Below are 14,561 nucleotides of genomic sequence, written 5' to 3' on the forward strand. Positions count from 1 at the left end.
CCGGGCGGAGCGGGGACACCCGGCGGGCCGGCGGCCGGCCGGGGCGCGCCGGGCGCCGACCGGCCCGGCGCCGGTCGCGCCTGGTCGAGCCCGCCGACGGGTCGGCCCGTGTCCGGCGGGGCCGGGGAGCCACGGCCGCGGGGCGTCGATGGCTGACCGGCGGACGCAGCTGGTCACCCGGGTCCGGGGCATGCTCGGCGAGGCCCTCGGCGCGACCCGGACCCGGCTGTCGACGGCGCAGACCGAGCTGACCACGGCCCGGGAGCGGCTGGCGAAGGTACGGCGGGCCGCGGCGGTCGTGCCGGAGCGGGTGGGCGCGCAGCGGGACCGCCGGCTGGCCGACATCGACGACCGGCACGCGGCGCGGATCGCCGAGCTGGCCCGGCGCGCGGCGGACGCCGCGCGGCGGGAGGCCCCCGGCGCCGCGTCCGCCGACTGGGCGCGGTGGCGCCCCACCCCGGCGCGGCGGGCCGAGCCGCCCGGCGCGCTGCGGATCGGCACGGTCCGCATCCCGGGCGCGGAACCGGTGCCGGCGCTGGTGCCGCTGCTGGACGCCGGCCACGTGGAGCTGACCGGGGACGACCGGGACGGCGGCGAGGCGGTGGTGTCGGCGCTGCTGCTGCGCGCCGTCGGCCGGGCCGACCCGGGCGCCGTCCGGCTGATCGGCTACGACCCGGAGCACCTGGGCGGCGGGCTGGCCGGCTTCGCCCCGCTCGGCACCGCCGGGCTGCTCACCTTCGTCGGCCCGGGCGGGCTGGCCCGCCTGCTCGACGACCTGGTGGAGCAGATCCGCCGGATCAACGAGACGGTGCTGGCCGGGGAGCACGGCTCGCTGCGCGAGCTGGCCGCCGCGACCGGCCGCCGGCCGGAGCCGTGGCGGGTGGCGGTGCTGCTCGGCGGGGACGAGCTGTCCCGGCACGAGCGCGGCCAGCTCGACCGGGTGGTGCGCACCGGGGCGGCCTGCGGGGTGCACCTGGTGGTCCGGGGCGTGTCGCTGCCCGACGACCCCACGGTGACCCGGGTGACGGTCGACCCCGACGGCGCGCGGATCGGTGGGCTGCCGGTCAGGTCGGACCCGCCGCCGCCCGCGGCCCTGGTCACCGAGACCTGCCGGGACGTGGCGGCGCGGGTGAACGCCGGCCCCGCCCCGACCCCGTTCACCGACCTGCTCCCGCCCCCGGAGCAGATGTGGCGGGAGGATTCGGCGACCGGGCTGACCGCCCCGATCGGCGAGGGGCCGCACGGCCGGCCGGTCCTGCTCACCCTGGGCGACTACCCGCCGCACGCGCTGATCGGCGGCCCGTCCGGCACCGGCAAGACGAACCTGATCTTCGCCTGGATCGGCGCGCTGGCGGCCCGCTACTCCCCCACAGAGTTGGAGTTCTACCTGCTGGACTTCAAGGAGGGGGTCTCCTTCGCCCGGTTCGCCCAGGGCCGACGCGACCCGAGCTGGCTGCCGCACATGCGGCTCGTCGGGATCAACGTCAACACCGACCGGGAGTTCGGCCTGGCGCTGCTGCGCTTCCTCGCCGAGGAGCTGCGCCGGCGGGCCGACGCCGCGAAGAAGCACGAGGTCACCAAGCTCGCCGAGCTGCGCGCGGTCGACCCGACGGGGCACTGGCCGCGGATCGTCGCGGTGGTCGACGAGTTCCAGATGCTGCTGGCCGGGCGCGACGTCGTCGCCCGGGAGGCCGCCGACCTGCTGGAGGACCTGGCCCGGCGCGGCCGGTCCCAGGGCATCCACCTGGTGCTCGCCTCGCAGGACGTGCGCGGCATCGAGGCGCTCTGGGGGCGGCCGGCCCTGGTCGCCCAGTTCACGCTGCGCATCGCGCTGCCCAAGGCGCTGCGGATCCTCGCCGAACGCAACGACGCCGCCCAGTCGCTGCCCCGCCACCACGCGGTCGTCAACGCCGAGTCGGGCATGGCCGAGGGCAACCAGGTGGCCCGCATCCCGTCGGCCAGCGACTGGGAGACGTGGAGCGAGCTGCAGCACCGGCTGTGGCGGATGCGCCCTCAGGACGCCGCCCCGGCCCGGCTCTTCGACGGCGACGCGATCCCCCGGCTCGCCGACGCGCCGGACTTCCGGGCGCTCACCGCGCCGGAGGCGGGCCACCCGCGGACGCCGGTCGCGCTGCTCGGCGAGATCATCGACGTGCAGGCCCGTTCGGCGGTGCTGCGGCTGCCCCGGGCCCCCGGGCGCAACCTGGCGGTGCTCGGCACGCGGGTGGACGAGGCGTGCGCGGTGCTCGACGCGGCGGCCCGCTCGCTGGCCCGGCAGCACCGCCCCGGCACGGCCCGCTTCTCCATCGCCTGCCTCGACCCGGACGCCGACCCGGCCGCCCGTTCCCTCTACGAGGACCTCGCCGACGACGCCGCCTGGTACGACGAGGAGACCGTCGGGGAGCTGATGGCCGAGACCGCCGAGGGGCTGGGCGCGCCGGGCATCCCGCACTACCTGCTGCTGTTCGCGGTCGACGCGGCGGCCGGGGCGCTGGCGGCGCGGGTCGGCCGGCGTACCGGGCTGGAGGAGCTGCGCCGTATCCTGCACGACGGGCCGGAACGGCGTACGCACGTGCTGGCCTGGTGGCGGGGTGTCGCCCGGATGCGCGCCGACCTGGGCGGGCCGGCGGCCCGGACGGACCAGATCGGCGCCTGGGTGGCGCTGGACGCGCACGGCGGCGAACTGGGCTCGTCGCTCTATCCGGGCACCGGCGGCCCGGACTGGTATCCCCGCCCCTGGCGTGGGCTCTTCTTCGACCGGGCGGTGCACCGCACCGGTCAGGTGATCATCCCTTATGGACCGTCCCGATGAACGAACCCGTGACCAGTGAGACGTACGCGGCGCAGCTGCGGCGGCTGGCCGAGCTGACGGCGCGGGTGCGCGACCAGCGGACCGAGGCGCACACCTGGTACGCGCAGCAGTGTGCCGCCGCCGAACGGGCGGTCGCCGAGGCCGAGGCCGAGGTCGCGCGCGCCGAGCGGGAGCTGGTGGCGGCGCGGGAGCTGCAGGAGCGGGTGGACGCCGAGGTCGCCCACCTGTGGCAGCAGCTGCGCGGGCGACTCGGCGGGGGCGGCCGTCGGGCGGGCGGGCCCCCGGCCCCGGCGCCGGGCGCCACGGCGGACCCGGTGTCGCTGCTGGACGGCGTACGCGACCTGTTGAACCGCACCCGCCAGCCCGGTGACCTGCCGGGCTCGGTGAACCCGCTGCTGGCGCTCTGCGGTGTGGCCGGCGCCGTGGTCGCGTACGCCCTGGGCGGCGCGGCGCGGGCGGCGGGCGACCGGTACGGCGGCGAACTCGCGGTCGGGCTGCCCGTGCTGGCCCTGGTGGTGACCCTGCTGGGTCCGCTGGTCGGCCTGGTGCCGGCGAAGGCCCTGGCCGACCGCCGGCACGCGGTGCTCGGCCCCCGCCCGGTCGCCGTGGTCCTCGGTGCCGGCCTGCTCACCACGGTCCTGCTGCTCGCCCTCGCCCGCTGACCCCGCGCCGGTCGCGTGGGCGTCAGCGGGCAGGCCCGGTGTCCGTCCCGCGGGCGGGGCGCGGCGTCAGGCCGGGACGACGACGGCCTCCCGGAGCAGTCGGCGGGCCAGGGTGACCCGGTCGGCGTCGTCGTCGAGGCCCGGCAGGTCGCCGACCCGGGTGGCCTCGCCGGTGAGCAGGGCGCGCACCGCCGGCGCGCACGACGCGGGCAGGGTGATGGTGCGGTCGAACAGGCGCAGCGCCACCCGGTCGCCCTGCGGGGCGAGCTGCCAGCGCAGGCCGGGGCGCGGGGCGAGCCGGGTGTCGGCGTCCAGCGCGGCCAGCGCGGCTGCCTGGGCCAGGGGCCGGATCGGCGCCGGCCGGGCGGCCGGCCAGGCGCGCTGGCGCAGCCGGGCGGCCACCGCCGCCGGGTCGGCCCGCAGCAGCCAGTCCCGCAGCGCCTCGACGGTCTCGGTCAGCTCCGGTTCGATCGCGTCCGGGTCGGCCACGTCGGTGCCGAACGGCAGCGTGGCGCGTAGCCGCTGGTCCTCGGCCGCGAGGGCGAGCAGTTCCTCGACCAGGGCGTACCGGGTCAGTGCCCGGACGCCGACGGTCAGGTGCAGCGAGCTGGACTCCTGCGCCTGCGCGCTGTGCAGCCAGCCGCGGGGCAGGTAGAGCGCGTCGCCGGGGCCGAGCACCACGCCGAGCGCGGGCGGGCCGTCGGCGGTGGCGGCGACCTCGTCGGCCCGCCCGCCCCAGGTCTGCTGCTCCAGCGGGTCGGGCAGCACGGGCGGGTGGATCCGCCAGTGCTTGCGGCCGTCGACCTGGAGGACGAAGACGTCGTGGGTGTCGTAGTGGGTGGCGAAGCCCTGGTTGCCGGCGGGGGTCAGGTAGGCGTTGACCTGAAGCGGCTGCCCGACCGCGACGCCGAGGTCGCGGGCGAAGTCGATCAGGGCCGGCCAGGTGCGGTGCAGGCCCTGCAGCACCAGGGTGGCGCCGCCGGCGTACAGCTCCAGGACCCGCTCGTCGAGGACCTGGTCGCCGATCTCGGCCCCGGCGCCGCCGCCGCCGGTGAAGCGCGCCGCCGGGACGAGTTGGCCGTCCTTGGCGATGCGCAGGAACGGGGTACGCAGGCCGCGCCGGCTGAGCAGCTCGTCGGCGTCGGCGGGGCTGAGCAGGTCGGCGAACCCCGCGGGGTTGGGCAGCTCGTCGGCGCGGGACAGCAGCGGCGTGCGCCCCCAGTGGGCGGCGGCGAACTTCGCCGGCTCGACCGACACGCAGCGGGCCAGCGCGGTCGTGGGTGCGGACGGAACCGCCGGGCGGCCGTGGCCGCCCGGCGGGACGATGTGGGTCACGGCGGTCCGTCAGGAGGCGCTGCCGTCGGCGCCGCCGTCCTGCTGGCCGGGGGTGGCACCGCCGTCCGCCGGGCCCTCCGCCCCGCCGTCGGCGCCGCCGTCCTGCTGGCCGGGCGTGGCACCACCGTCGGCCGGGCCCTCCGCGCCCCGGTCCGCGCCCCGGTCAGCGCCCTTGTCGGCACCACGGTCAGCGCCCTTGTCGGCACCACGGTCGGCGCCCTTGTCGGCACCGCGGTCGGCACTGCCGTCGGCGCCGCCGTCCTGCTGGCCGGGGGTCGCGCCGCCGTCGGCCGGGCCCTCAAGGCCGCCGCCGGTGGTCTGCATGTCGTCGTCGTTGAGTGCCATCGGTGCTCCCTCGGATGTGCCGCCCCGCCGTGCGCCGGGGTCCGTCGTGCAGCGGGTGGTACCCCACGCCCGATCTTCTCTAACCACACCGTAGACGTCCTTTTCGGCTCACACCGGCGGTTCGCCGTGCCGGGTGGGCGGTCAGTCCGGCGGTACGGCAGGACGGCCGAGGCAGGCGTTCACCCCGCGGTTCGGCGGTGCCGGGCGGCGAGCCCGCACCGGCGGTGTCAGGATGGTCAGGCCGACGAGGAGGTGGCGATGACCGAGGGGCCGGGGCCGCTGGAGCCCGTGACCGAGCAGTGGCAGCGCGCGCTGGCGATCGTGGCGCACCCCGACGACCTGGAGTTCGGCGCCGCCGCCGCGGTCGCGCGCTGGACGGCGCAGGGCAAGCAGGTCGTCTACTGCCTGGTCACCAGCGGCGAGGCGGGCATCGACGGGATGCCACCGGCGCAGGCCCGCCAGGTGCGCGAGCAGGAGCAGCGGGCCTCCGCCGCGCTGGTCGGGGTGGACACGGTGGAGTTCCTCGGCCTGCCCGACGGCATCCTGGAGTACGGCGTGCCGCTGCGCCGCGAGCTGGCCGCGGTGGTGCGCCGGCATCGCCCCGAGATCGTCATCACCAACAACTTCCGCGACACCTGGGACGGGGCGTACGCGCTGAACCAGGCCGACCACATCGCCACCGGGCGGGCGGTGCTGGACGCCGTCCGCGACGCCGGCAACCGCTGGGTGTTCCCCGAGCAGCTCGCCGACGGCGTCGAACCGTGGGGCGGGGTACGCCAGGTGTGGGCGGCCTCCTCCCCGCTCGCCGCCCACGGGGTGGACGTCACCGACACCTTCGACCGGGGAGTCGCCTCGCTGCGGGCGCACGACGCGTACCTGGCCGGGCTGGGCGACGGCAGCTTCGACGCCGAGGAGTTCCTCGAGGGGCTGGGCCGGCCCGCCGGCGCCCGGCTCGGCGTCCGCTACGGCGCCGCCTTCGAGGTCTTCCACTTCGACCTCTGGTAGGGCTGCCGCGGCGATCCTGCTCGGCACCACGGTCGAGGCGAACAACGCCTCCGCCGGAACGCGCGAGCGGCCCGCCCCACGCCGGTGGAGCGAGCCCTCGTCGACGCGCCCGTCAGGGAATCATCCGGGCCATGTCCTTGGGCATGGTGTCCTTCACGTCCTGCCACTCGCCCTGGGTCACGTGCCGGCGCAGGGTGTCCAGCACCACCTGCACCACCCGCTCCGGGCCGCCCTCGACGTCGTACGGAAAGCGCTGCCGGACCTCCAGCAGGAAGTCGTCCCGGTTCAGCTTGACCGGCACGTCCATCGGCTTCCAGCCGTCGAAGTAGATCCCCCGCACCACCACCGGCAACTGCGCGGCGAACTCCACGCTCTCCTGCACCGGCATCCGGTCGCGCAACAGGTGCAGCACCGTGCGCATCGCGCAGTAGGACTGGTTGCGTTGCTCCTTCGGCCAGCCGTAGGCCTGCTCGATGTCCCTCAACATCTCGTTGGTCTTCTGCATCGAGGACTCGATTGCCGACTGCAACTGCTCAGCCATCTCTCCACCCCCGTACGTCGGTCTCCCACCGTCGGTCGTCGTCACGTCGCGGCGGCCCCACCGGACCGCGCGGCTGCCGGGTCGGCCTGACCCGGTCGGCGCGCGGCACCCACCGGGCGTCGCCGGACGACCCGACGACGTGCAGCACGCCGCGTCGTCGATCCGGTACCACCCGAACCGTCATCTCCAGCCACCTCCGTGGTGTCGGTTCCGCGGTCGCGGTCGACCGCACGCACCGTCCATGCTGCGCGGCGGCGGGGTGAGCGGGCTTCACCCGGACGGGATGAGAGCAGGGCGCGGCTCAGCCGGCGTCGAGCAGCCCGGCGAGGGTGGCGGCGTTGGTCTGCGCATAGTCGCGGTAGCAGTTGTTGAGGAGAACGTGGGTCTGCTCGGTGGAGTCGGCCAGCTCGCGCAGCTTCGGCGCCCAGTCGCGCAACTCCCGGGCGGAGTAGCGGTAGCCGAACTTCTCGTGGATGTCCTTGCTGGTCCACTTGTCGCTGTGCCCGTGGAAGCGGACCACCGCCAGGTCCGCGGTGGCGGCCAGCACCGGCGGCACCGACGAGCGGTGCCCCTGCGGCATGTCCACGCAGACGTACGCCAGCCGGTGCTGGCGCAGGAAGGCGAGCGTCTCGTCGGCGTTGTCGCCGGCGAACCAGGAGGCGTGCCGGAACTCGTAGACCGGGCGCAGCGGGGCGCAGCGCTTCGCCACCTCCAGGAGGTACTGCTTGTTGTCCCGGCGGATGGTGAACCAGGGCGGGAACTGGAACAGCAGCGCGCCGAGCCGGCCCGCCTCGACCAGCGGGTCCAGCGCGCTGAGGAACCGCGTCCAGACCTCCTCGTACGCCTGCGGCGGCAGGTCGTCCGGGTAGAGGTTCTTCTTCTCCGTGTCGGGCCGGAGGTCCTTGTAGAGGGCGTCGACCCGGGTCGGGTGCCCGGTGAGCAGGCTGAACGCCTTGACGTTGAAGGTGAAGCCGGCCGGGGTGCGCTCGGCCCACAGCCGCGCCGTCCGCTCGGCGGGCGGCGAGTAGTAGGTGGCGTCCACCTCGACGAGCGGGAACTGCCGGGCGTAGTACGCCAGCCGCTTCTCCGGGTTGTCGGCGGTCTGCGGGTACCAGCCGGAGTCCAGCAGCGTGCGGTCGGTCCAGGAGGCGGTGCCCACCTTGATCTCACCCATGGGTGGAGTCCACCGCGTCCCGGACCGACCCGCAACCGCTCGCGTCAGGCCGCCCGGCGCTCCCGGCTCTGCTTGCACTGCACGCAGGTGGTGGCGGAGGGGAAGATCTCCAGCCGCTCGACCGGGATGGCCGCGGAGCAGCCCTCGCAGAAGCCGTAGGTGCCCTCCTCCAGCCTGGTGAGGGCGTGCTCGTACTGGGTGCGGCGGTCGAGGATGGTCCGCAGCAGGGACTGCGCGGTGTCCCGTTCGGCCGTCTTGGTGCCGCTGTCGGCCTGGTCGTCGCCGGCGGTGTCGCCGACCTCCACCAGCCGCAGCACCTGGCTCTGCAGCACCGCCTGCTCGTACTCCGCGGACAGCTCGTCGTAGCGGGCCTGCAGGGAGCGCCGGATCTGGTCGATCTCCGCCTGGGATCGGCCCGTACCGACCTTGTCGTGGACGAGCATCGCTGCCTGCCTTTCTGGGCCTCAAGGTCCGCCGGGGCGCCGGTGCGTGCGCCCGGGCCGTGGTCGTCTGCGCGCGGGTGGATCACCCGTGCTCTGTGAGCCGGCCGAATACCCCGGCCCGCCGACGATCAAACCGGCCACTTTTTCCGGACGTCGCGGCGGTCAGGAGGACACCGCGGACTCCACCAGCGCCGGGTGTCGGGGGTCGTCGGCGCGCACCACGACGTCGGCGAACGAGGCCGGGGCCACCTCGTCGGCGTACCGGGCGAAGGCGGGCAGCGTCCACCGCAGCGCTGGGTCGGTGCGCCGGGCCAGGGCCGCCGGGGAGAGCGCCAGGTGGACCGTGACGTCGAAGGGCAGGCCTCCGCCGAGCAGCAGCGCCCCGCTGACCAGCAGGACGCCCCCGGGTGGCAGGTCGACGTACGCGGCGCGGCTGGCCCGGTCGGCGCGGGCGTCCCAGAGCGAGGGCAGCACCCGCCCGGAGCCGTCCGGCCCGGCCGGGTCGAGCACCTCCCGGCGCAGCCCCGCCTCGTCGACCCACCCCTCGTAGTACGCGTCGGGGTTGGTCCGGCCGTGCTCAAGGCGGACGGAGGCGGGGCGGAGGAAGTCGTCGGCGCGCACGTGCAGCACGGGCCGGCCGAGCGCGCGCAGCGGGTCGACCAGCGCGGCGGCCAGCGCGTCCGGGCCGGCGGCGGGCGGGCCGTCGACGGCCACGCGCAGCCGCCCGGCGCTCACGGTGCCGGCGAACCGCTCGGTCAGCTCGGTGACCAGCCGGTCCGGGGTGATGGGACGGATCCGCATCCGACCATCGTGCCGTTACCTGTCAGTGCGCTCTAGCGACTGATCGGCATGTCCCGCCGTGGGCCGACGGCCCCACCGGCCGGCACGCTGCGGGGTGGGGCCGGGAGGGCAACGCGCCCGGTCGCGACCGGCGCGACTCGCCGGCGATCGGGCCACTGCGGGCGCGAGGTCAGCCGCTGCGGTCGATGGTGACGCGGGCGTCGTCGGCCAGCCGGTAGCCGACGCCGTAGACGGTGGTGACCAACGGGACGTCGACGCCGACCTTGCCGCGCAGGCGGCGGACGTGCACGTCGACCGTGCGCACCCCGGCGTGCTCGTAGCCCCACACCGCGTTGAGCAGCTGCAACCGGGTGAACACCCGGCGGGGGTGGGCGACCAGGTGCAGCAGCAGGTCGAACTCCAGCCGGGTCAGCGACAACGGCTCGCCGTCGCGCAGCACGGAGCGGGACGAGGCGAGGATGTGCAGGGCGGGGATCGTGGGGGCGGTGGCCGGGCGGGACGGCGACCGGCCGGCCGGCACGGCGTCGGGCCGACGCTCCACGGTGGCGGCCGTGATGGTGCCCTCGCCGCGTTCGAGCATCTCCCGGGCGGCCTCGAGCAGCCGACGGGCGGGTGGGGTCAGCGACTCCTCGCAGGCCAGCGGGATGTTCAGCGTCACCGTGAGCATCGGAGCGGCCGTGTTGGCGGGGCGGCGCTGGCCGCCGGGGGGCCGACCGGGAACAGCGGGCTGGGACGTATGCCATCCGGCGCGCGACGAGGCGGGGCTGACCGACATGGTCCTCCTTGGCTGGTCCGGGTATCTCCCCACGGCCCGGGACGCCGCTTCATCGATGCTTCCCGGCGCCCGGGCGAGGGTCAAGGGGCGGCTACGTTGCATGAATGTGACAATTGACGAACGCATCGGAGCCGAACGCTCGCTCTGCGTACGAAGCCTGATGATTACAGCAGAGCCGCCGGGTTGACCCGATACGGGGGGTCCCCGTCCGGTTCACGTCCGTCGAGGTGACGTGTCCCGGCGCGGGTGACCCTGGCCCGCCTCGGCACCGCACGGCGGTCGGGCACGTTCCCACGGATGGCGTGGCGAAGCGGCGACGTGCACGGAGACGCTGCCCAGGTGGTCACGACCGGCGGCTGCCGTACTGGCGGCGATCAGCGCTGTGGCCGCGCGGCCTCCTCGCGCCCGACTGCCGGCCCCGTTACGCCGCGCCCGGCGGCCCCGCGGCGGGCCAGCAGGTCTTCGGCGATGAGCAGCCCGGCCGGGATGAGGCCCAGCAGGAAGCCGCTGGGACCGACAAGCAGTGCGCATCCGGCCGCCCAGCCGGCCACTGTCCAGCCGACGTAGGCCGGCGCGCACTCGCCGCGCCGCCCCAGCCGCGCTACCAGGAGGCCGAACAGGACCAGGGGGACGACGAAGCCCCCGGGCAGCGCCCAGAACACGGACAGGGACGCGTCACCGCCTTCGCCCGAGCGCAGTCCGCCGGTGAGCCACTCGCTCCAGTAGGGGTGGGGCAGGAAGACCGCGGCGTGCAGGACTCCGATGGCCGCCATCGACCATCCGGCGCCGATCGTCAATTTCTTCTTGATCATGCCCCTAGCCTCCGCCTCCTGCCCGGGGCCGCGCCTCCCCGATGAGGGGTGGCCCCCTCCCTCGTGAGAGGGAACATCCGCACGGGCGCGTGAAGGGGACGTGAAGCCGACTTGATCATTGGTGCGGCATCCGCAGCCCGGCGGAGAAGGCATCCCGCAGGTCGACGTATCCGTTGATCCGCCGTGCGATCGCGGCGTAGTGCGCCCGACGCGGGGCGGGCACCACCGGGTCGCTCAGCGCGGCGGTCAGGTCGACGACGCGGGCCCGCGGTCGGTACTCCATCCAGGTTGGCAGCACGGTCACGCCGGTGACCTCCCACCCACCGGACGGGGTGCGGGTGAAGGTGAACTCCGGCACGACCGCGTCCTGAGTGTTTTCCGCCGAGCCGTCACCGAACCGGGCGGTCAGGTTTCCCATGCCGTAGGCGACCCATTTTGTGCCGACCTTCTCGAAGGGCTGGACCACGTGCGCATGGTGGCCGACGATCAGGTCGATGTCGGGCGAGGACAGCAGCCGGCTCGCGAGGTCGACCTGGTCGGCGTTCGGTTCGTTCTGGTACTCGGTGCCCCAGTGCATCGACAGGATGACGATCTCCGCGCCGGCGACGCGGGCCCGCCGCGCTTCGGCGAGGATGGCGTCCGCGTCGATCAGGTTGGCCGCCCACGGCCGTCCCGGCGGCAGCGGGATGTCGTTGAAGCTCAGGGTGTACGAGAGGTGTCCGATCTTGACGCCGCCCACGTCCATGACATTCGGGCGTTGGCTCTCCGCCGCGGTCCGGGCCGTGCCCGTATGCCGCAGGCCCACCCGGTCGAGGTTGTCGAGAGTACGGGCGATGCCCTCGGCCCCGGTGTCCAGAGAGTGGTTGGAGGCGGTGGAACAGGTGTCGAAGCCTGCCCACGCGGCGGCGTCGGCCAGTGCGGGGGGCACGCTGAAGTTCGGCCAGCCGGTGAACGGGCCGGTGGGCTCGGCCAGGGGCGTCTCCATGTGGCAGATGGCCAGATCGGCGGCGCTCACGCGGGCGCGGACCGCGGCGAGCACCTGGGTGAAGTCGTGGCCGTCGCGTCCTGCTCGGCGCGCATCGGTGGCTGCCTGCTCGGTGAGCGCGGGGTGTACGAGCAGGTCACCGGCCGCCACCACGGTGAGTGTGTTTCGGGGTCCGGCGCTGGTGGCGGCGGCGCTGGGCGGTTCGCTTGTCGTCTCCCTCTGCGGCGCGTCGCAGCCGGACGCCAGAGCAGCGATCACCAGCAGTGCCACAGCCGATATTCTCCTCATTCAGCACATAATGCCGATGCTTCGCACAGAGCGTCGGGAGAGAGGAAAACGTCCTTCCAGGGAGGAAGGGCCAGATGCCGGCATCGTCCCGGGACGACCGCGGCGAGCCCGGCCAGGCGCCTCCCCGGGGGCGCCAGGTGCCTGCGGCACGGAGCCGTCGATCGTCAGGAGACCCAGACGTAGCGACGCTCCGGGCGGCCGGCGGAGCCGTACCGGAGGCTGACCTCCGCCCGCCCGGTGTCGGCGAAGTGTTCCAGGTAGCGACGGGCGCTGACCCGGGAGATGCCCACCGCGTTGGCACACTCGGCGGCGGAGAGCGTCCCGGCGTGCCCCCGCAGGGCGCGCTCCACCAGCTCGGCGGTCTCCCCGCTGAGGCCCCGGGGCAGCGCGGAGGTGGCGATGTGCGCGCCGCTGCGGGACAGCACCCGGTCCACGTCGTTCTGGTCGCTGACCACCGTGGCGCGCAACGAGTTGCGCCGGGCGGCGTACTGCTCCAGCCGGGTCCGCAGCTCGTCGAAGCCGAACGGCTTGAGCAGGTAGTTGACCGCGCCGTAACGGACGGCCCGACGCACCGCCTCGGCCTCCCGGGCCGCGCTGATCACCAGCACGTCGCAGTCGTGCCGGGCGGCCCGCAGCCGGGTCACCACATCCAGGCCGAACATGTCCGGCAGGTAGAGGTCGAGCAGCACCAGGTCGGGGCGGAACTCGTCGACGGCGGCGATCGCCTCCTCGCCCGTGCTGGCCGTGCCCACCACCCGGAAGCCGTCGATGCGCTCGACGAAGCCGCGGTGGATCCGGGCCACCATGAAGTCGTCGTCGACCACCAGTACGTCGATCACCGGCTCACCTCCACTGCCCCGGTCACCGACATCCGGGCCGTGAACATCGCGCCCTCCTCGGTGTTCGTCACCGCAACCTCGCCGCCGCGACGGTGGCAGACCAGCCGGGTGAGCGCCAGTCCGATGCCCCGTTCGCCGCCGCGCGCCGCCTTGGTGGTGAACCCGTGCGTGAAGACCTCCTGGGCCAGTTGCGGGGCCACCCCCGGGCCGGAGTCGCGGACCACGATCTCCACCGAGGAGGCGTCCTGGCGCAGTTCGACCTCCACCCAGGCCGGCCCGTCCGGGACGTCACCGCCGTCCGCTCCGGTGCCGTCCGGGCTGCCGGACGGCACCGGGGTCCGGCTCTCCCGGCCGCCGGCCACAGCCTCCACGGCGTTGTCGACCAGGTTGCCCAGCACCGTCGCGACGTCCGCGGCGACCGCCGGCTCCAACCGGTCCAGGCCGGTCCGCTCGGAGATCCGCAGCTCCACCCGGCGCTCGGCGGCCAGCGCCGACTTCGCCATCAGCAGGGCCGCCACCGCCGTGTCCTGGATCCGGCTGGTGACGGTGAGGTCGAGGGAGGCCCGGTGCCGGCTCAGCGCGTCGACGTACCGGACCACCTCGTCGTGCTCGCCGATCTGGATCAGCCCGGAGATGGTGTGCAACTGGTTGGCGAACTCGTGGGTCTGGGCGCGCAGCAGCTCGGTGGTGCTGCGGAAGGAACCGATCTCCTGCTCCAGACGGGCCAGTTCGGTGCGGTCCCGCAGGGTGGTCACCGAGCCGAGCCGACGGCCGTCCTTGCTGACCGTCATCCGGTTCATCACCAGCACCCGGCCGGCGCGCACCACCACCTCGTCCCGGGCCTGCGGCTCGTGGTCGGCGCCGGCCAGCACGTCCCGCAGCCGGCCGGAGATCCTCAGCTCGGCGAGGGTGCGGCCGAGGCAGTGCTCGGGCAGGTCGAGCAGCCGCCGGCCGACCGCGTTGACCAGGGTGACTCGCTGCTGCGGGTCCAGCGCGATCACCCCCTCGGCGATGCCGTGCAGCAGCGCCTCCCGGTGCTCGGCCAGGCCGGCGATCTCCCGGGGCTCCAGGCCCAGGGTCTGCCGCTTGATCCGGCGGGCCAGGAGCCAGGAGCCGACGACCCCGAGCAGGCTGGCGATGCCCAGGTAGGTGAAGAGGTACGACGAGGCGCCCACCAGCCGCTGGGACCATCCGGGCGACGCCTCCCCGATCATCACCACGCCGAGATGCCGCCCGAGGTTGTCCTTGCGGTCGCCGAGCACCGGCACCTGGGCGACCAGCTCCCGCGAGTCGCCGACCGCCAGCTCGCCGGACCAGCTCCGGCCCCGTGCCACCTCGGGGTCGCCGAGCTCGAGCGGGCTCCCCACCAGCGTCGGGTCGGTGGAGCTGACCACCCGGCCCCGGGCGTCGGCCACGGTCACCGAGGTCACCCCGGACTGGGTCAGCGCGTTCTGCACCAGCGGGGCGACGAGTTCCGCCGGCGCCGGCTGGTTGATCCGCTCACGCAGCAGCCGGTTGCCGGCGAGCTGCTCGCCGAGGGCGGCCACCCGCCGCCCCTCCACCCGGTTGAAGGTGGCGGCGGACTGGGCCAGCGAGACGGCGGCCACCGCCACCAGCACGACCACGATGATCGCGAGCTGGAGCACGAGCAACTGCCCGGCCAACGTACGGCGGGGGGTGACCGTGACCACAAAGACCTCAACTTCCGCTGGTGACAGAACGCAGACATAGGGTTCGCCCGGAG

General features: G+C 74.9%; 14 protein-coding genes. 3 read left to right on the top strand and 11 right to left on the bottom strand.

The genetic code is table 11. The features are described from left to right. The first annotated feature begins 148 nt into the window (after positions 1 to 148). Positions 149 to 2,812 carry an FtsK/SpoIIIE domain-containing protein gene (locus ACZ6Q9_RS20500; RefSeq protein ID WP_396829375.1) on the top strand — a complete coding sequence of 888 codons (2,664 nt, stop codon included), beginning with the start codon at positions 149 to 151 and terminating at the stop codon, positions 2,810 to 2,812. Further along, entirely contained in the window at positions 2,809 to 3,474 is a 666-nt protein-coding gene (locus ACZ6Q9_RS20505; RefSeq protein ID WP_396829376.1) for a hypothetical protein, read from the top strand. Before ACZ6Q9_RS20500 ends, ACZ6Q9_RS20505 begins: the two co-directional genes overlap by 4 nt. A 66-nt stretch (positions 3,475 to 3,540) precedes the next feature. Here ACZ6Q9_RS20505 and ACZ6Q9_RS20510 read toward each other — a convergent pair whose 3' ends face one another. Further along, positions 3,541 to 4,809, bottom strand: coding sequence for a cupin domain-containing protein (locus tag ACZ6Q9_RS20510; RefSeq protein ID WP_396829377.1), 1,269 nt, complete (start codon positions 4,807 to 4,809; stop codon positions 3,541 to 3,543). Between the two features lie 9 nt (positions 4,810 to 4,818). Further along, positions 4,819 to 5,154 (bottom strand): hypothetical protein, encoded by a 336-nt coding sequence (locus tag ACZ6Q9_RS20515; protein WP_393449643.1) that lies wholly within the window; start codon positions 5,152 to 5,154, stop codon positions 4,819 to 4,821. 258 nt (positions 5,155 to 5,412) lie between these two features. Between ACZ6Q9_RS20515 and ACZ6Q9_RS20520 the strand changes: the two genes are divergently transcribed. Further along, complete coding sequence (locus ACZ6Q9_RS20520) at positions 5,413 to 6,159, top strand: PIG-L deacetylase family protein (RefSeq protein WP_393449640.1); 747 nt, start codon at positions 5,413 to 5,415, stop codon at positions 6,157 to 6,159. 112 nt (positions 6,160 to 6,271) lie between these two features. Here the strand turns inward: ACZ6Q9_RS20520 and ACZ6Q9_RS20525 are convergent, their stop codons facing one another. The 9 genes from ACZ6Q9_RS20525 to ACZ6Q9_RS20565 all read right to left on the bottom strand — a co-directional run bounded on the left by ACZ6Q9_RS20525 (position 6,272) and on the right by ACZ6Q9_RS20565 (position 14,508). Continuing rightward, a complete protein-coding gene (locus ACZ6Q9_RS20525; RefSeq protein WP_357695769.1) occupies positions 6,272 to 6,700 on the bottom strand; it encodes a DUF2267 domain-containing protein in 429 nt (142 codons plus the stop codon). A gap of 301 nt (positions 6,701 to 7,001) precedes the next feature. Then, positions 7,002 to 7,874: a DUF72 domain-containing protein gene (locus tag ACZ6Q9_RS20530; RefSeq protein WP_396829378.1), complete on the bottom strand. Its 873-nt coding sequence runs from the start codon at positions 7,872 to 7,874 to the stop codon at positions 7,002 to 7,004. Positions 7,875 to 7,918: 44 nt separating this feature from the next. Next, positions 7,919 to 8,317, bottom strand: coding sequence for a TraR/DksA family transcriptional regulator (locus ACZ6Q9_RS20535; protein ID WP_393262331.1), 399 nt, complete (start codon positions 8,315 to 8,317; stop codon positions 7,919 to 7,921). 162 nt (positions 8,318 to 8,479) lie between these two features. Continuing rightward, positions 8,480 to 9,118 carry a nucleoside/nucleotide kinase family protein gene (locus tag ACZ6Q9_RS20540; protein WP_393262334.1) on the bottom strand — a complete coding sequence of 213 codons (639 nt, stop codon included), beginning with the start codon at positions 9,116 to 9,118 and terminating at the stop codon, positions 8,480 to 8,482. Between the two features lie 169 nt (positions 9,119 to 9,287). Further along, positions 9,288 to 9,893, bottom strand: coding sequence for a winged helix-turn-helix domain-containing protein (locus ACZ6Q9_RS20545; protein WP_396829379.1), 606 nt, complete (start codon positions 9,891 to 9,893; stop codon positions 9,288 to 9,290). Positions 9,894 to 10,267: 374 nt separating this feature from the next. Further along, positions 10,268 to 10,705, bottom strand: coding sequence for a DUF6463 family protein (locus ACZ6Q9_RS20550; RefSeq protein ID WP_396829380.1), 438 nt, complete (start codon positions 10,703 to 10,705; stop codon positions 10,268 to 10,270). A gap of 115 nt (positions 10,706 to 10,820) precedes the next feature. Then, a complete protein-coding gene (locus tag ACZ6Q9_RS20555; RefSeq protein WP_396829381.1) occupies positions 10,821 to 11,960 on the bottom strand; it encodes a CapA family protein in 1,140 nt (379 codons plus the stop codon). 182 nt (positions 11,961 to 12,142) lie between these two features. Then, positions 12,143 to 12,817: a response regulator gene (locus tag ACZ6Q9_RS20560; RefSeq protein WP_393449622.1), complete on the bottom strand. Its 675-nt coding sequence runs from the start codon at positions 12,815 to 12,817 to the stop codon at positions 12,143 to 12,145. Further along, positions 12,814 to 14,508 carry a sensor histidine kinase gene (locus ACZ6Q9_RS20565; protein WP_393449619.1) on the bottom strand — a complete coding sequence of 565 codons (1,695 nt, stop codon included), beginning with the start codon at positions 14,506 to 14,508 and terminating at the stop codon, positions 12,814 to 12,816. Before ACZ6Q9_RS20565 ends, ACZ6Q9_RS20560 begins: the two co-directional genes overlap by 4 nt. Positions 14,509 to 14,561 lie beyond the last annotated feature (53 nt).

It is taken from the genome of Micromonospora sp. NPDC049139, from assembly GCF_055586845.1.